Here is a 16,743-nt window from a genome sequence, read left to right as displayed (position 1 = left end):
TAGCTAATGAACGGAGGATCCTTATGAACCACGCCAAACGCGTTATCCCGATGTCCGATTCGTCGGTCAGCATTAAGCCTGAGGATATTCAGCCCACTGTGCTGCCCGATGCATTTATTCAGTCCGATATCGTGCGCAAACTCAATACGTTGAGTCTGCCGCGCTATGACCAGTTGCCCAATGTGACGCTCTACCGCGACCAGGTCATTGAGTATGTTGCGCTGTGGATGGAGCCGCTGTCTATTTGCGTTGAGCAGCCTGTCATTACGCCATCGATGATCAATAACTACGTGAAGGTCGGTCTGGTGCCTGCTCCGGTCAAAAAGCAGTATGGTCGCGAGCAGATTGCCCGCCTGATCGCTATCTGCATCTTTAAGCAGGTGCTACCTATTGCTGCGGTGCAGGCGCTCTTTAACATTCAGCGTTTGAGCTACGATGCCCCGACGGCCTTCGACTATGTGGTCGATCAGCTCGAGGCATCGATTCGTTCGGCGTTTTCTGTCGAGCAGACGCCGGTTCCCGATACGGCGCATCAGGTAACGCGTGAGTCGCTGCTTGTGCGCAGCGCGGTTTCATCCTTTGTTTCGAAAGCGTACCTGATGAGCTATCTCAAGTTCAACGGGTTTAATAGCTAGCCGACGTATAAAACGGGCGGGACAAAGAGCCATCTGTCGCTTTGTCCCGCCCGTTTTTTTGCTTGGTTGGACTTTATTTGCCCGAAGCTACGCCCATGCCGTAGCCGATGATCAGGCCGTGCATCTCGGCGTAATAGGAATCCAGGCCGTTGCAGGGCATGATGATGGTCTTGGAGCCGGGCCAATGTTCGACAATGCGATCAGTAAGCGCTTGGGCTCCAGCTTCGTTCTCAACGTGATCGATGATGACCTCACCGCCCGTAAAGCCCTCGGATTCCATAGTGTCGATGATCTTGTTGAGCATCTTCTTTTCGCCACGCGTGTGCCCCACGAGTTCGATTTTACCGGCCTCACTCGCCGTGCCCAAAATGCGGATATTGAGCTTGTTGGCAATGACGCCGGCTGCCTTAGGGATACGTCCGGCTTTGGCGAGGTTTTCGTAATTGCACAAACTGAAGAGGATTTTGCTGTTCTGTTCAAGGCTATCGAAGTATGCGCAAGCATCCTCGAATGAGACATTCGGATTGTCTGCAAGATAGCGGTCGAACAGCAAGAAAATGAGGTCCATTTTGCCGCCAGCTGCGCGTGAATTGACTAGATGAATCTGTCGGTCGGGCTCCTCGGCAAGAACCATATCGCGAGCAGTGGCTGCCGCGTTGTAGCTGCCCGACACACCCTCAGAGATCGGCATGCAGATGGTCTTGTCTGCCAATTTGAAGAGCTCGGCCCACTCCCCTACGCTGGGACAAGCGCTCGAAGAAGCGTTCGTCTCCGCCTGAACAGCGCAGTTGAGCTCATGAACATCGAGCGAAAGGTCATCGACGAATTCACGCTCCCCCACTCGAATTTTGAGGGGCGCAAATGCAAAGGTGGTATAGGGCGCGGTCGGTTGCCAATCGCGGAGGTTGCAGCTTGAATCGGAGATAAGTGCCCAGCTCATAGAGGGTCCTTTCTAATTGTTCATCAACAATTATAGCCTTCTTGCAAACCGAATGGACGGCTATCTAGTTTTGAATACTAGATAGCCGTCTAAGATGAGAGAGAAAAAAAAGAATGGACCTCGCGACTTAAAGCCACGAGGTCCACATTCACACGCTGTGTAAGATGACTTAGTAACGCACGAAGATGTAGTTATTGTTCATGCCGGCGGCAACGGAGCTGATGATAACACCCGTGTTGTAGTCGGAAGCATGAATCATCTGACCGCCACCGATGTAAATGCCGGTGTGGTATGAGTTGACCACAACGTCACCGGGCTGCGGATCGGACACACGCGTCCAGCCCATAAAGGTGCCCGTGGTGCCCAGGCGGCAATAGCGACCAGTGAGGCAATAGCTAACAAAACCAGAGCAGTCGAAGCTGTTCGGGCCAATTCCGCCCCAGGAATAAGCACAACCAAGCTTGCTGTATGCACGCGAGACAACAGAACCGCCATCGACGGACTGGCTCGGAGCAGAAGGCGTCGGAGCCGGAGCAGGCGTGGAGGGCTGCGGCGTCGGAGCAGGTGCCGGCGTAGGAGCCGGAGTGTTGCCGCCCTGGTTGTTGTTATTGCTGGTCTGGCCACCGTTGTTGGTGTTCTCGGTCGTACCGGCAGTCTCGTTGCTCACCGTGGCTTTCTCGGCGGTGCTGGCGTTGATGCCGGCCTGCAGCGCGGCGTTGGCTTCGGCCTCGGCGGCTAGTTCGGCCTGCAGCTGTGAATCCAGAGAGTTTACGACGTTCTGGGCTTCAGCCTGCTGGGCGTTAAGCTCGTCGACCTTCTTTTGCGTGGCGGCGACGTTCTTTTCCTGCTCGGACTGCTTATCGGTGAGCTGCTGCTTAAGTTCCTTGACCTCTTGAATGGTCTGAGCCTGCTTATCGGAAACTTTGCCGTAGTAGAACAGACGGTTGAGCATATCGCTAAGGTCATCGACACCCGTCAGAACCTGAAGCAGGCTCAGACCGCCGGTTTTGTACTCGCCGGCGACATAGGTCGAGAGCTTGGCCTGACCATCGGCGATCTCCTGCTGCTTTTGCGTGATCTCGCCGGCAGTCTGATCGAGCGCCTGCGTCTGCGTGGCGAGCTCATCGTAAATCTGCTGGGTTTGGGTACCGATCTGCTCGAGCTTAGTACGAGCAGCGGCAAGGTCGGATGCGGTATCGGCGTAGGCAGGAGCCGCGAGGCCCAAGCCCAAAACACAAGCGAGGGTTGCCGTAGCAGCGCAGCGTGCCATGTTTTTGTGCGTGTTTGCTGTGCGCATGTAGCTTCCTTTCCAGTAACTAAGGGTAACGGCTAGTCCACCGTCACCAGGCTAAAGAGCTCCACATCGTCATCAGACGGCGTGAGCTTCTCGCGCGGGTTGAGAAACGCAAGCTCTAGGATACAACCGTAACCGACAAGCTTTGCGCCCATATCTCGCACCAGTTTACCTGTTGCCTCGACGGTTCCGCCCGTCGCGACCAAGTCGTCCAGAATCAACACGGTATCTTTAGAGCTGATAGCGTCGGCATGGATCTCAATTGAATCGGTGCCGTACTCGAGCTCGTAGCTCTGGCTTACGGTCTCGCGCGGCAGCTTGCCCGGTTTACGTGCGGGAACAAAGCCGGCGCCAAGTGCTACAGCCACCGGTACGCCAACCATAAAGCCGCGAGCCTCGGGACCCACGACCTTGGTGATTCCCATGCCGGCAAAGTGCTCGGCGAGGGCATCGGTCATGGCTTTGAGCGCCTCGGGATTGCCAAAGAGCGGCGTGATGTCTTTAAAGATGACTCCGGGCTCGGGATAGTCGGGGATGTCGACGATTTGAGATTCGAAGTCGTACATTACATGACCTTTCAATGGGTTGCCGAAATTTCGGCAGCGGTTATTTGCCCGCGGTAGCGGTGCCGGATTGCGAAGGGGCGACGACCTTGAGCGGCTTTACGAGAGAATCCTCGTGCGAAGCCGGCGCGGCTGTCTCTTCGTTTTTGGCCTTGGTGGACTCGGAACGTGTGATTTCCTCATCGAGTGCATCGATGTCGGCGTCCTCGACCACGGCATTGAGCGACTCAAAAACGCGGTTCTTGAGCAGCGCGGTGTGCACGCCCTCCGTCAGGTCGTGAAGCTTCTTAAACGCACGCTCGAGCTTGGCGTCGCGCTCGTCATCGGAGGTATCCATTCCGAGCATGCTCACGAGCACCTGTTCAAACATCGAGGACTCGCGGTTGGCGGAAGATACGTACTGACGCAGGTTGCGCGGCTCGATATGGAAGCGTGACAGCTCAGAGCAGTAGCGGATGATCGGAAAATCGCGGCCATCGACGAGCTCACGATTCTGCGGACTCTTGATGATGCGAATGAGGTCGTTCTCGGCGAGCGAGCGGATAAACGAAATCTCGACGCCCAGCATATCGGGAATGGTCTCGATGGGATGCAGCTTTTGCTTAGTCTCCTTGGGCTCCGTCTTGAGCGGAACATCGGACAGCAAGCCCACCTCGTAGGCGAGCGTTGACAGGTCCGTGGCGTTTTCCAAGCGTTGCTTAATCACGTTGAGCGGCATGTAGCGGGTCTTCTGCAAGTGCAGAATGACCTCTAGGCGATCAACGTCCTCCTTGGAGTACTGACGGTATCCCTTAGGCGTACGATGAGGGGTAATGAGCCCCTCATCCTCAAGAAATCTAATTTTTGAGTTCGAAAGATCGGGGTATGCGCCTCGAAGTAGGTTGACGACTTGGCCGATACTCAGATAGTTGCGTTCGGCCATGCCCTACTCACCGGTTTCGATGCGCTCCGGCGTGCTCTCGTGGTAGATGAGCGTAAACGTACCAATCTGGACGGAAGAACCGTCGTGCAGCGGGGCTGCATTGACGATGGCACCGTCGACCCAGGTGCCATTGAGCGAGCCCAGGTCCTCGATGCGAGCGCCAAGGCCCTCGCGAATAATGCGCGCGTGGCTGCGCGAAACGGTCATGTCATTGAGGAAGATGCCGTTCGCAGGATCGCGGCCGATGGTGGTCACGTCGTCCTCGAGCTCAAAAGCGGCACCAGTCTGCGGACCCTTGACGATGGACAGAACGGGGGCGGTGATGCGCACGTTGGCCATGAGGTCGGGAACGGTGACGTCGCTTGCAGGCACGCGGAATACGCAGGTAGCGTCAGCAGTCTTATCATTCTGAGGCATATTGTTAACCATGTTGTCCATGACAACCCCTAACTTATCGCGGACGTGCCGCAAATAATGAACCGTACGTAATCATACCCCAACGAATCAGTCTTCGATTTCAGGGTTCAGAAAGTCGATGTCCTCGTCCTCGGGATGCGCGAGAGCCTGTTTAATGGCCACTCCGCCCTTAATGGAGTAGATGACAGCCGTGAGCATGGAGAAGATCACGCCGCCGTACACAAAGAAGATGCCGAGGGGCACCGAGCTTCCGTTGAGGCCCGGGAAGGCCGTAAGGGTTGAAGGTAAAAGTTGCAGGCCGTCAACAACGGGGAACCCGAGCAGCATGAGCGAGAATCCGGTCATGAGCAGCGCTGTGGCAATCTTTCCGGGGAAGACGACATCGATGGGGCGACGGTGATAATGACGCACGATAAGCGTGCCGATGCCCAGATAGATGTCGCGGCCAATAATGAGCACGCAGACCCAGATGGGCAGCTCTCCGCGAACCACCAGTCCCAGCACGCCGGTGAACAGCAGCGCACGGTCGCAAATGGGATCCATGACCTTGCCGAGCCACGAGACCGTCTTAGTCATGCGGGCGATCTGACCGTCCATCCAGTCGGTGGAGGCGGCAACGGCGTAGATAACGATGGCGATGACACGGTTGTTATCCGTCACAAACAGGTACAGAAATACCAGGGTGAGGATCAGGCGCGTAAAGGTGATGAAATTGGAGATCGTAAAGATCTTATTCGACGGGTAATCGGAAGTGCCGATAAGCTCCTTTTTGATCTTCTTTTTGATGCCCACAGGACTCCCCCGCTGGTTAACGACAAAACTTTCGATACTATACCCGTTCCGGCGATGTCTATCCAGCGTAAGCATAGAGAGTCCAGACATGTGGAAGGTGCTTTTAGGCGACGGGGATTTCGCATTCGTGTACATCAGCCTCTAAACATGTCGAAAAATGTCGATTTTGGTGGCTGATGTACACGTTTTGATTCGGTAGTCAAATCGAGCGGGAACGTTGTTGCTTTAAGCAAAATAATCATGGTGATTAAAAACAAAAAAGGTCAGGCACTAGGTGCCTGACCTGCAAACTTCTGGTCGGGACGACTGGATTCGAACCAGCGACCCCTTGACCCCCAGTCAAGTGCGCTACCAAGCTGCGCCACGTCCCGAAGCTTTTGTTTGTTGCTCTGCTCTCGCTCGCAACAGGGAGTATATTAACCCGAAACTTTAGCCTTGTGCAAGAACTTTTTTATAAATTTTGAAGCAAGTCCAAAATTGTATCTGCGAGCTGGGGTTTTGTTAGCACGGGAAGCTCTTGCGTACCCGTTGTGCTCACAATCCAGGCCTTGTTAGTGTCGGTTCCAAAGCCCGAATCGGCGCGCGAGACATCGTTGGCGATAATAGCATCGCAGCCCTTGCGGGCCAATTTGCGCTCGGCGTACTCGACAACGTTATCGGTCTCGGCCGCAAATCCGATCACGCACCGCTCGCCCTTCTGGCGCGAGAGCTCGGCCAAAATATCGACCGTTTCGACCAGTTCGATGCGATCCAAGCGTTCGTTGGACTTTTTGAGCTTATGGTTGGCAGGGGTGGCGGGGGTATAGTCGGCAACGGCGGCCGCGCAAATGGCCGCGTCGGCCGTCTGGAAGGCGCTCAGCGCCGCCTGGAGCATCTCTGCGGCGGTCTGCACGCGCACGCACTCCACGCCGCGGGGCACATCGAGCGATGTCGGTCCCAACACGAGCATGACCGCAGCGCCGCGGCGTGCGGCCTCCCCCGCCAGGGCGATGCCCATCTTGCCCGACGACCTGTTGCCGATGAAGCGCACGGGGTCGATCGGCTCGTGCGTGGGGCCAGCGGTGATGACGATGCGCTTGCCCGCCAGATTCTGAGGCGCGGGGTTGAGCACCTCACAGACAGCCTCGACGATGTCCTTGGGCTCGCTCATGCGTCCCGTGTCCACGTCGCCGCAGGCAAGGTAGCCGCTGCCGGGTCCCACCACGCGGACGCCACGGTCGCGCAGCGTGGTCATATTGGCCTGTGTAGCCGGCGCTTTCCACATGCCGTTGTTCATAGCGGGTGCGATCACAATGGGTCGCGGCGTCGCAAGCAGCGTGGTGGAGATAAGGTCATCGGCGATGCCGTTTGCCATCTTGGCGATGATATTGGCCGTCGCGGGCGCAACGACCACCAGATCGGGCTCCTGCGCCAGCGAAATGTGGTGGATGGGGTCGGAGGGATCGTCGAATAGGCCCACGGCAACGGGCTCGTTGGTGAGCGCGCGGAAGGTAAGCGGCCCCACGAACTCCGTGGCATGCTCGCTCATAACGACCTTGACGCGCGCGCCGCGCTTTTGCAGCAGGCGCACGATATTGCACGACTTATAGGCGGCGATCCCGCCGGTAATGCCCAGCAGGATCGTTTTTCCCTCAAGTTGCATTGAATTGTTGGATGCCGCCGTCATCGCTAGGCTTCCTTGCTCGGGAGTACCAGGAGGCGGTGGCAGTACGGGCAGTGCGTAATCTCGCTACCGTCGTGGTTGAGGTCGCTCATGGACGATGCCTGCAGCGCGGTGTGGCAAACCGTGGGGATATTGCCCTGGATGGTCTCGACGGCCAGGCCACGGAACTGCTTGAGCAGACGCTCGTAGTCGGTGAGAACGTCGGCCGGCAGCGTGGCAGCAAGCGCGGTGCGCTCCTTCGTGGCGGCGTCAATCTGAGCCTGCAGGTCGGCAGCCTTGGCGCGGGCGGCCTTGGTATCGGCCTTCACGCCCTCCTCGAACTTGGCGATGATGGCCTGCGCGCGGGTCTCGCGGTCGAGCGCCTCCTTATGGGCGACAACGACGTCCTTGCGGGTGTGCTCAATCTTGTCCAGACGCTTGGCCAAGGTGGCGAGCTCATTCTCCAGGTCCTGAACCTCGCGGTAGTCGGAGCCGTCGACGTGACGCTTTTTGGCAGCCTCGATAGCGTTGTTGGTCTGAATTTCGGTGGTGTTGAGATCGTCGAGCTCAATATCCAGATCCTTGCGCTGGGCGTAGAGCTTGGTCATCTCGGACTTGAGCTTCACATAGGTCTTGCGCTTGGAAGCGAGCTCCTTGAGCTCCGGTATATTGGCAAGTTCGCTCTTGTTGCGGGCGAGCTCCAAATCGATCTGTTGCAGCTTGAGTAGCGTAGCGCCGGCGCTCATAAGTTCTCTCCTTTTGTCACAGTCCACCATTGGCAAGGGTTCAGTATTTTAATCGCATGACGGGGGTCGACCCCGGCGTCAACTGCAGAGTTCATCAATATATCAACGAACGGCTCTTCGGAGCGGTCGTGACCGAGCAAGATCACCGGCAGCCCGCGTAAGGCAAGGTCTTGCGTCACGTGGTAGCCCGCCTCGCCCGTCACGACAACGTCCGCGCCCGCGGCGATGGCGAGCTCTCCAAAGTCGCCCAGGGAGCCGCCCAAAATGGCGACGGTGCGGCACGGGCGATCGGCTTCGCCCCACACACGCGGGTCGCTGCCGAAGGCCGTGGCAGCACGGGTGGCAAGATCGCGCAGCGTGCACGGGTCGTTGGGCGTCGCAAGCGCGCCCAGGCCGGTGGCTTCGGGGTCGTCCACGTACTCCAGTGAGCTCACGGGTGCGGCACCCAGCAGCTTGCTCAGGCAGACACGGGCTTCGTGCGAACGGTCCAGGTTGGTGTGGAGCGATATGATGCTCACGCCGCAACGGGCCGCCTCGTAGAGCGCCGCGCTGCATTGGGGGCGTGTGGCATCCGCCGGACAAAAGGCCTCGGGCGCCTTGATGTATATGGGATGATGCGTCAGCAGCACGTTGGCACCGGCTTCTTGCGCGCGGCGAACATTAGCCTCGGTCGCATCGAGCGCGCAGGCAACACCGGTGATCTCAGCAGCGGGATCTCCCACGGAGAGCCCTACATGATCCCAGCTCTCGGCGTCCGCCTTGGGGTAGCGCGCCAGCAGCGCGCGTTCAAGCTCGGCGACGATCATGCAGCACCTACGATCGAGAGCAGCGTCTGGGCAAAGTCGTCCAGGTCAGCCGGGTCCACGCGGTCATCGAAGGAGATGCGCAGTGCGCCTAGCGCCTGCTCGCGACCAATGCCCATTGCGCTGAGCACGTGGCTCGGGTCCATGCTGCCGCTCGAGCACGCCGAGCCGGCCGAAACCTCAAAGCCGGCGGCGTCGAGCTTGACGATGAGCTCCTCGGAGTCCATGCCGTCGACGTAGATCGATACCATGCCCGGCAGGCGATCGGCCTGTACGTAGTCGCCCATGGTGGCATGAATACGCGGATGAGCCGTAAGCGTGGCGTAGAGTTTGTCGGACAAGGCCTGCAGCGTCGCGCGCTCCTGGGCCACGGTCGGCAACAGCGCGGAGGCGGCGGCGGCAAAGGCCAGCTGCGTGCGCAGGTCCTGCGTGCCGGCACGACGTCCGGCTTCCTGTCCACCGCCAAAGATGCGCGGACGCAGCGGCGTGCGGTTCTTAAGGTAGAGCGCGCCGGATGCCACGGGGCCGCCGATCTTGTGCGCGGCAACGGTCATAGCATCGACGCCCAGCTCGGTGACATCGAGCGGAAAATGCAGATAGCCCTGGATGGCATCGGTATGAAACAGGGCGCCGGCAGCATGTGCGGCGGCGGCCAGCTCGCGGATGGGCTGCACCACGCCGGTCTCGTTGTTGGCAACCATGATGCTCACGAGCGCCACGTCGTCGCCTAGTAACTCGATAAGCGTGGCAGGCTCAATGTAGCCCATGCGGCAGGGCTGCACCAGGTCGACGGTAAAGCCGGCGGCACGCAGCAGCGGCAGGTTGTCCAGAATCGAATCGTGCTCGATGGCCGAAACGATTACACGATCGCGCTTGCGATCGCGCTGACGAGCGCCCTCTGCAAGACCGAGCAGCGCCAGCTGGTTGGCCTCGGTGCCGCCGTTGGTAAGGATGATCTCGGACGGGCGAACGCGTGCGCCAAAGCTGCGGGCGATATCGCGACGGGCGACTTCCAGGCGTGCGGCGGCCTTGCGGCCAAGCGAGTGCAGCGAGTTGGGGTTGACGCCGGCAAGCTCGCTGTCGTCGTACTCACGCTGCGCAAGGAGCGCCTCGGCGCGCATGGGCGTCGAGGCGGCATAGTCAAGATTCACGGGTATGCGGTTTTGACCTGCGGTCATAAGGATTTATGCCTCCTGTGCAGCCTCGTTGCCCAGCTTCTGCAGCAGCGCAACCTCAGCGGCGGGATCTTCGGACTTAAATACGGCGGAACCGGCCACGAGAACGTTGGCACCAGCCTTGACAACCTCGGTGATGTTCTTGGAAGAAATGCCGCCGTCGACCTCGATCATGGGCGAAACGCCGTGGCGCTCGCACATGGTCTTGAGCTCGTGCAGTTTGGCAATGGTACCGGGGATAAAGCTCTGGCCGCCAAAGCCGGGGTTCACGCTCATCAGCAGCACCATATCGACGACGTCGATGATGCTCTCGAGTACGCACGCGGGGGTGGCGGGGTTGAGCGCCACGCCGGCCTTGACGCCGCGCTGCTGCAGATGGGTGAGCGTGCGGTGCAGGTGCGTGGAGGCCTCGTAGTGCACGGTGATCATGTCGGCACCGGCGTCGGCGTACCAATCGACCGTTTCGTCGGGGTTCGACACCATCAGGTGCGCGTCGACCGGTACATCGGTGGAGCGCTTAACGGCCTTGAGGATGTCAACGCCAAAGGTGAGGTTGCCGGTAAAGTGACCGTCCATAACGTCGAAGTGCACGTAGTCGGCAGCGGCGATCTTGTCGAGTTCGCCCTTGAGGTTGGCCATGTCGGCCGAAAGGACGGACGGAGCGATTTTGATGGAACCCATGGTAGTAGCCTTTCTGCGCTAGTCGGTGAGTCCGTAGAACTCTTGAGAGGGGACGCGGTCGGTAAGAATCTCGAGTGCCCTATCCAAAGTAACACCGTTGTAGAGCGTTTGCTCCACGGCAAAGGTGAGCGGAATGTCTACGCCCAGTGAACGGGCAAGTTCGCTGACGCTGCGGGCCGCGACGGCGCCCTCGACAACCATATGCGTGCGCGTTTGGTACTCGTCGAGCGAAACGCCGTGGGCAAACTCGTAGCCAAAGGTGCGGTTGCGCGAATGCTCCGAGGTACAGGTGGCAATGAGGTCTCCCATGCCGGCAAGTCCCATGCAGGTCATAGCTTGACCGCCGCGGGCGTGCACCAGACGGCTGATCTCGGCTAGGCCGCGCGTCATGATGAGGGCGAGCGTGTTGTCGCCTGCGCCCGAGCCGGCGGAGATGCCACACACGATGGCGATGACATTTTTCATGGCGCCGCAGACCTCGACACCGGTCATGTCTTGCGACAGATAGATGCGGAAGGCCGTGGACAGGAGTAGGTCCTTAAAGGTCTCCCCTATCTGCGGATCTTTGCTGGCGATGACGGCGGCAGAAAGCCCGCCGCGGCAGATCTCCTCGGCATGGTTGGGGCCGGAGAGCGCCGCCACGCGCGCCTCGTTGCCGATCTCGCTGGCGATGACCTCGCTCATGAGCAGGCCGGACTCGGGCTCAATGCCCTTGGTGAGGCAGAGCACCGGGGTATCGGCGGCGATAAAGGGCGCGGCCTGGTGGCACACGCTGTGAAGGTGCGTCGAAGGAACGGCAAAGATGATGGCCTCGGCGCCGTCGAGCGCCTGCACGAGTTCGGTCGTGGCGACGACGTTGCCGGGCAGCTCGTAGCCCACAAGGTAGCGGGGGTTGCGGTGCTCGCCATTGATGCCGGCGGCCGTCTGCTCGCTATGGGCCCACATGGTCACGCGCTCGGCTCGCGCGGCGGCAAGGCCGGCGACGGCGGTTCCCCAGGAGCCAGAGCCAATCAGCGCAACATTCATGACTCTCTCCTAATGATCGTCGGGCTCGGTGACGCGCTTGGTAAACGAGAGCTTGGACTCCTTACCGGTCATGAGCTTTTTGATGTTCGCACGATGGGCCCACACCACGGTGATGCCGATCATCGCCATGCAAAACTTAAGTCCTAGGCTGCTGTACGGAAAGACCGCACAAGCGGCAATGGGAAGACCGATGGCCGCGGCAAGCGAGCCCACCGACACGAACTTGGTGATGGCGACGGCCACGATAAACATGCCCAGCAGCGACAGACCAATGGGCCAGTACCAGGCGAGGATAACGCCCAGACCAACTGCGATACCCTTGCCTCCATGGAAGTTGAGGTAGGGCGAGAAGATATGGCCCCACACCGCTGCCAGGCAAATGACGCCGAGCATCCAGTCGCCGGCGGCGCCGGGGGCCATAATACTCGGCGGAAAACCATAGCCCAAGTCGGCAATGAGTGGACGGGCGATAAGGACGCAGATGGCGCCCTTAAGGCAGTCGAGCAGCAGCGTGAGCGCGGCCACCTTGGGGCCGGCTACGCGCAGTGCGTTGGTGGTGCCGATGTTGCCGGAGCCCGCCTTGCGAATGTCGGTGTGGTTGAAGACGCGGCCCAGGATCAGTCCAAACGGAATCGCCCCGATAAAGAACGAGACCACGGCGCAGATGGCGGTCAGCAGAATCGGATTATGCATCCTTTTGCTCCTTCTTCCTAAAGAAGAGTCGAATGGGCGTGCCAGCAAAGTCGAAGGTCGAACGCATGCGGTTCTCTACGTAGCGCTGGTAGGTGTCGTTGACCAGATCGCTGTGGTTGACGAAGAACGTGAACGTCGGCGGGTTGACGCCCGTCTGGGTCACGTAGTGCATGCGCAGGCGGCGCTTGCCGTCCACCACGGTATGACCGAACTCGCGCAGGTCGGTGAGGAACGTGTTGAGGCGCGAGGTGCTGATCTTCTGCGAGCGCGTCTTTTCGGCGGCGTCGACCATCGCCCAGATCTTCTCGACACTGCGGCCGGTCAGGGCAGAGATGCGCAGGTACTGGGCCCAGGGAGCCATGACGCCCAGACGGCGGTCGATGGTCTCCATGCAGGCCTCGCGCTTACGGTCGTCGTCGAGCAGATCCCACTTGTTGAGAAGCACCACGATGGCGCAGCCGCGCTCGATGGCCAAGCCCATGACCTTCTGGTCCTGCTCGGTGACGCCCACGGAGGCGTCGACGACGAGCAGCGCTACGTCGGCGCGGTCGATGGCGCGCAGGCCGCGGACCATGGAGTAGTACTCGATGTTCTCGTACACGGTGCTCTTCTTGCGAATGCCCGCGGTGTCGACCATGCGGTAGTGCTTGCCGTTGCGCTCGACGACCGTGTCGATGGCGTCGCGCGTGGTGCCGGCAATGTTGGACACGATGGAGCGGTCGGCGCCCAGGATGCGGTTGAACAGCGAGGACTTACCGGCGTTGGGGCGGCCGATGATGGCGACGTTCAGCGCGTCGGGGAACTCATCGGCGACCTCGTCCTCTTCCTCCGGAAGCAGGGCCACGATATCGTCGAGCAGGTCACCCGTGCCATGACCATGCAGGGCCGAGAGCGGCGTGGGCTCACCGATGCCGAGCGAATAGAACTCCCAGATGCTGTCGTTCTCGCGATCGGGGTTGTCGAGCTTGTTCACCAGCAGAAAGACCGGCTTGTCGCAGCGCTTGAGCATGCGGGCGACCGACTCGTCCTCCTCGGTGACGCCGGTGCGGCCGTCGACCACAAACAGGATGACGGCGGCTTCCTCGGCGGCGGCGAGGGCCTGGTCGCGAATGGACGTGGCGAAGACGTCATCGCTCTTGAGCGGTTCGATGCCGCCCGTGTCGACGATGGTGAACTCGCGGCCGTTCCAATCGGCCGTGTGGTACGAGCGGTCGCGCGTGACGCCGCGGGACTCGTGGACGATGGCGTCCGAGGTCTGGGCCAGGCGGTTAACGAGCGTGGACTTGCCCACGTTGGGGCGTCCGACGACGGCGACGATAGGTTTCATCTGCACTCCTTTAATGGGTAGGGTCAGTGGAAATGTTAGAGTCCGCGGGCACAATGCCAAGGATGTGCTCCAGGGTATCGAGCAGCTCATGCGGCATGGTCGACACCACATGAACCTCGGCGCCGCGACTGGTAAGGCTTGCGAGTAAATCGTCACGATGATACTCGTCAAGCGTCATGCCGTCAGCGTTGAACATGAGCTTAGGCACAAAGAGCATAACCCCCGAGAGGTCCTGCGGCAGCTGCTCCAGAATGTCACACGCGACGATGAGGCCGGTCACGTCCACGTTGCCGCCAAAGTAGCGGTTCTTGATGGCCGTGACAGTGCCGGCGAGTCCCTTGGGCGATTCCACAAAGCGGGCCACCGTGTCGCGTGCGCTGGCGCCCGAGAGGCACAGCAGGTGTTGGCTGCGGGCGGCGATGGCCTCGCGGACGCGGGCCAGTCGCTCGGCATCGGCAGCGAGCACGTCGTCGGTCTCGTCCAGATACGAGCGGATCATGCCGATGCCGTCGTAGTACTGCGGGTACCCGTCGTAAAAGTCTGCCTCGGGAGGATCGATGCCGGCGTCCAGATAGAACTCGTCGCTCATCTGGAAGGTGTGGCGGCCAAAGCGTTCGTAGGCACGATCCTGGTAGGGACGGATCATGGCAATGGTCTCGCGCGCTAGCTCGGGCTTATCGCTGTATGACCAGGTAAAACGGTTCTGATGCTTGGTAAAACCGAGCGGCACAATGCCCAGGCTTGTGATTTGCTCGTGCTCCTCGCAAAAGCGCAGGGTCTTTTCCAGCTCCTCGCCGTCGTTCATGCCGGGGCACAGCACGATCTGCGCGTGAATCTCGATGCCGGCGGCCATGATGGTCTCGAGTACGTCCATGCCTCGCTGGGCGTTGCGGCCCATCATACGACGGCGGACGTCGGGGCTCACGGCATGGACCGACACGTTCATGGGGCTCATATTGCGTTGGATGACGTTTTGAACATCTTCGTCGGTGAGGTTCGTGAGCGTGACGAAGTTGCCCTGCAAAAAGCTCAGGCGGTAGTCGTCGTCGCGAATATAGAGCGTGGAGCGGCCGCCCTTGGGCAGCATGGTCATAAAGCAGAACACGCAGGCGTTCACACAGGTGCGCATGCCGTCGAAGATGGGACCATCGAATTCAAGGCCCCAGTCCTCTCCCGGGAAGCGGTCGAGTTCGACGGGGGTGACGCTGTTGTCGCGCGGGTCGAAAACCTCGAGGTCGACGGTATCGTCGTCGGCCTCCCAGAGCCACACGATCATGTCGGTGAGCTGCTCGCCGTTGACCGTGAGCACGCGCATGCCCGGCTCGATACCCACATCCCATGCGGGCGACTCGGGACGCACGTTCTTAACGAGCGCGCCTTCACCCGGCTCGGGGTCGCGGCTGCGCCCGTAATCGGCCACCTCGGCGGCGTATGCGGGTACGGTCTGGTCCATGGTTAGCGGCAAAGCTCCTTGATGCGCGTGACGGCGCGTTCGATGTGTTCTTGTGGGGTGGAGGCTCCGGCAGTGATGCCGATGTGGTGAGCGTCGGTAAACCACGCGGCCTGGAGCTCGGAAGCTTCCTCGATGTGATACGTGCGCTCGCAGGCGTCTGCGCAAATCTGCGCCAGGCGGCGGGTGTTGCCCGAGTTCTTGCCGCCTACGACGACCATGCAGTCGCAGCGGTTGGCAAGTGTGGCTGCTGCCTGTTGACGCTCACTCGTGGCGGCGCAGATGGTGTTGATCACACGCAGCTCCTGCACGCGCGGGGTGATAGCCGCCACGACCTCGGCGAGGTTCTGCGCGGTCTGGGTGGTCTGCACGACGAGGCCTACCTTGCCCTTGAGCGACAAGGCGTTGGCGTCAGCGGCACAGCTCACGACCTGCGCATCGTCGCCTGCGTGGCCCAGGATGCCCTCGACCTCGGGATGGCCCGGCTCGCCCACGACGAGCACGCGGTAGCCCTCGCGCACCAGGCGCTCGGCGGCCACGTGGACCTTCTTGACGTAAGGGCAGGTGGCGTCGATCACGTTGAGGCCGCGCTTGCGGGCAGCATCGATGACCTGCGGCACCACGCCGTGGGCGCGGATGATCACGGTGCCGGTTGCTGCGTCGTCCAGGGTTTCGGCCAAGCCAACGCCTGCCTCAGCGAGCTCGCGTACCACGATGGGGTTATGGATGAGCGGACCCAAGGTATGGACCTGAGTGCACTCTCCTGCCTGCGGCGCGGCCGCCAGCGCCATATCGAGCGCACGCTGTACGCCGTAGCAAGTGCCGGCGTGGGCGGCGATCTCGATTGTCGGCGCGGTTGCCTGGTCGGACGTAGCCGCGGCGGTGTTCGTCACGTTCTCACTCATGGCTAGAACCTGCCCGGATGCTCGGCGCACAGATCGTCGCGCATGGCGTAGACGCGGTTCATGGCCTCGGACTCAAACCAGGCCAGGCGCTCCGTGCGCTTAAGCCCGGCCGGTGCATCGGAAAACGAGACGGCCTTGCCGGCACGAATCCAGCACTTCTTGGGACGCATGATCTTTTTGCCCACGGGCGTGATGTCGGACCAGCCGCAGATGGCGAGCGGGTTCACAGGTGCCTTGCCCATCTGAGCGATGAGCGCAAAACCGCCGTGGACCTCGGGCTTGATCTCGCGCGAGCGGATGCGCGTGCCCTCGGGGAAGATCAGAACGTCCTCGCCGCGCTGCAGCGCATGCTGGGCGGCGCGCAGGCACTTCATATCGGCAGTGCCACGCTCCACGGGGATGCCGCCAACGCGGCTAAAGGCCCAGCGCACAATCTTGCTCTTGGCAAACTCAGATTTAAAGATGGGACGAATGCGGCGGCCCCCAAAGAACAGTGCCGTCTCCACGGCCAAGAGCTCGGCCATCGAGGTGTGGTTGCAGATGACCACGCTGCCGCGGCCTTCCTGGCGCTCAAACAGCAGATCGGCGTCCTCGACCTTCCAGCGCCACATGAGCTTGGAGAAGGCCCAAAGGATGGCCATGACTACGGCGACGGTGCCGCGGATGAGCACGGGGAACTCGGCATAGGGAGCGTTGTAATAATCCTCGGGCGTCTGCTTAAACAGGCGCATG

General features: G+C 60.5%; 18 protein-coding genes and 1 tRNA gene. 1 reads left to right on the top strand and 18 read right to left on the bottom strand.

What is annotated here, in order from left to right; all coding sequences use genetic code 11:
- Nucleotides 1-23 precede the first annotated feature (23 nt).
- Nucleotides 24-635, top strand: a complete 612-nt coding sequence (locus tag AAAX75_RS04160) for a DUF1836 domain-containing protein (protein ID WP_192934389.1) — start codon at nt 24-26, stop codon at nt 633-635.
- A gap of 73 nt (nt 636-708) precedes the next feature.
- On the opposite strand, the gene AAAX75_RS04155 is transcribed toward AAAX75_RS04160, so the two are convergent.
- The 18 genes from AAAX75_RS04155 to AAAX75_RS04070 all read right to left on the bottom strand — a co-directional run bounded on the left by AAAX75_RS04155 (nt 709) and on the right by AAAX75_RS04070 (nt 16,742).
- Nucleotides 709-1,575: a DegV family protein gene (locus AAAX75_RS04155; RefSeq protein WP_349091205.1), complete on the bottom strand. Its 867-nt coding sequence runs from the start codon at nt 1,573-1,575 to the stop codon at nt 709-711.
- 169 nt (nt 1,576-1,744) lie between these two features.
- Nucleotides 1,745-2,872 (bottom strand): NlpC/P60 family protein, encoded by a 1,128-nt coding sequence (locus AAAX75_RS04150; RefSeq protein ID WP_346978494.1) that lies wholly within the window; start codon nt 2,870-2,872, stop codon nt 1,745-1,747.
- A 32-nt stretch (nt 2,873-2,904) separates the two neighbouring features.
- Complete coding sequence (locus AAAX75_RS04145; RefSeq protein ID WP_006235999.1) at nt 2,905-3,435, bottom strand: adenine phosphoribosyltransferase; 531 nt, start codon at nt 3,433-3,435, stop codon at nt 2,905-2,907.
- Between the two features lie 40 nt (nt 3,436-3,475).
- Nucleotides 3,476-4,354, bottom strand: coding sequence for a MerR family transcriptional regulator (locus tag AAAX75_RS04140; protein ID WP_118227236.1), 879 nt, complete (start codon nt 4,352-4,354; stop codon nt 3,476-3,478).
- A gap of 3 nt (nt 4,355-4,357) precedes the next feature.
- A complete protein-coding gene (locus AAAX75_RS04135; RefSeq protein WP_349091204.1) occupies nt 4,358-4,792 on the bottom strand; it encodes an FHA domain-containing protein in 435 nt (144 codons plus the stop codon).
- A 66-nt stretch (nt 4,793-4,858) separates the two neighbouring features.
- The gene (locus tag AAAX75_RS04130; RefSeq protein ID WP_035138471.1) at nt 4,859-5,563 is read right to left on the bottom strand and encodes a CDP-alcohol phosphatidyltransferase family protein; all 705 of its coding nucleotides are present in this window, start codon (nt 5,561-5,563) and stop codon (nt 4,859-4,861) included.
- Between the two features lie 294 nt (nt 5,564-5,857).
- Nucleotides 5,858-5,934, bottom strand: a tRNA-Pro gene (locus tag AAAX75_RS04125).
- Between the two features lie 80 nt (nt 5,935-6,014).
- Nucleotides 6,015-7,229 (bottom strand): bifunctional phosphopantothenoylcysteine decarboxylase/phosphopantothenate--cysteine ligase CoaBC, encoded by a 1,215-nt coding sequence (coaBC, locus tag AAAX75_RS04120; protein ID WP_349091203.1) that lies wholly within the window; start codon nt 7,227-7,229, stop codon nt 6,015-6,017.
- Between the two features lie 2 nt (nt 7,230-7,231).
- The gene (locus AAAX75_RS04115) at nt 7,232-7,951 is read right to left on the bottom strand and encodes a hypothetical protein (protein WP_349091202.1); all 720 of its coding nucleotides are present in this window, start codon (nt 7,949-7,951) and stop codon (nt 7,232-7,234) included.
- Nucleotides 7,948-8,757 (bottom strand): Nif3-like dinuclear metal center hexameric protein, encoded by an 810-nt coding sequence (locus AAAX75_RS04110; protein ID WP_349091201.1) that lies wholly within the window; start codon nt 8,755-8,757, stop codon nt 7,948-7,950. Before AAAX75_RS04110 ends, AAAX75_RS04115 begins: the two co-directional genes overlap by 4 nt.
- Nucleotides 8,754-9,932, bottom strand: a complete 1,179-nt coding sequence (locus AAAX75_RS04105) for an aminotransferase class V-fold PLP-dependent enzyme (RefSeq protein WP_349091200.1) — start codon at nt 9,930-9,932, stop codon at nt 8,754-8,756. The genes AAAX75_RS04110 and AAAX75_RS04105 overlap by 4 nt, the downstream gene beginning before the upstream one ends.
- 6 nt (nt 9,933-9,938) lie before the next feature.
- Entirely contained in the window at nt 9,939-10,610 is a 672-nt protein-coding gene (rpe, locus tag AAAX75_RS04100) for a ribulose-phosphate 3-epimerase (protein WP_349091199.1), read from the bottom strand.
- Nucleotides 10,611-10,628: 18 nt separating this feature from the next.
- The gene (locus tag AAAX75_RS04095; RefSeq protein WP_349091198.1) at nt 10,629-11,636 is read right to left on the bottom strand and encodes an NAD(P)H-dependent glycerol-3-phosphate dehydrogenase; all 1,008 of its coding nucleotides are present in this window, start codon (nt 11,634-11,636) and stop codon (nt 10,629-10,631) included.
- A gap of 9 nt (nt 11,637-11,645) precedes the next feature.
- Nucleotides 11,646-12,329 carry a glycerol-3-phosphate 1-O-acyltransferase PlsY gene (gene plsY, locus AAAX75_RS04090; protein ID WP_349091197.1) on the bottom strand — a complete coding sequence of 228 codons (684 nt, stop codon included), beginning with the start codon at nt 12,327-12,329 and terminating at the stop codon, nt 11,646-11,648.
- Nucleotides 12,322-13,656 carry a ribosome biogenesis GTPase Der gene (der, locus tag AAAX75_RS04085; protein ID WP_006236029.1) on the bottom strand — a complete coding sequence of 445 codons (1,335 nt, stop codon included), beginning with the start codon at nt 13,654-13,656 and terminating at the stop codon, nt 12,322-12,324. The genes plsY and der overlap by 8 nt, the downstream gene beginning before the upstream one ends.
- A 10-nt stretch (nt 13,657-13,666) precedes the next feature.
- A complete protein-coding gene (locus AAAX75_RS04080) occupies nt 13,667-15,109 on the bottom strand; it encodes a DUF512 domain-containing protein (protein WP_349091196.1) in 1,443 nt (480 codons plus the stop codon).
- A gap of 2 nt (nt 15,110-15,111) precedes the next feature.
- A complete protein-coding gene (locus AAAX75_RS04075; RefSeq protein ID WP_349091195.1) occupies nt 15,112-16,011 on the bottom strand; it encodes a 4-hydroxy-3-methylbut-2-enyl diphosphate reductase in 900 nt (299 codons plus the stop codon).
- Nucleotides 16,012-16,013: 2 nt separating this feature from the next.
- On the bottom strand, nt 16,014-16,742 hold the full coding sequence (locus AAAX75_RS04070) for a lysophospholipid acyltransferase family protein (RefSeq protein ID WP_349091194.1): 729 nt from the start codon (nt 16,740-16,742) through the stop codon (nt 16,014-16,016).
- Between the last annotated feature and the right edge of the window lies 1 nt (nt 16,743).

This window comes from Collinsella sp. CLA-ER-H7, assembly GCF_040092345.1.
Taxonomy (GTDB): Bacteria; Actinomycetota; Coriobacteriia; order Coriobacteriales; family Coriobacteriaceae; genus Collinsella.
The sequence above is the reverse complement of the archived record's forward strand: the minus strand, read 5'-3'. Positions and strand labels throughout refer to the sequence as shown.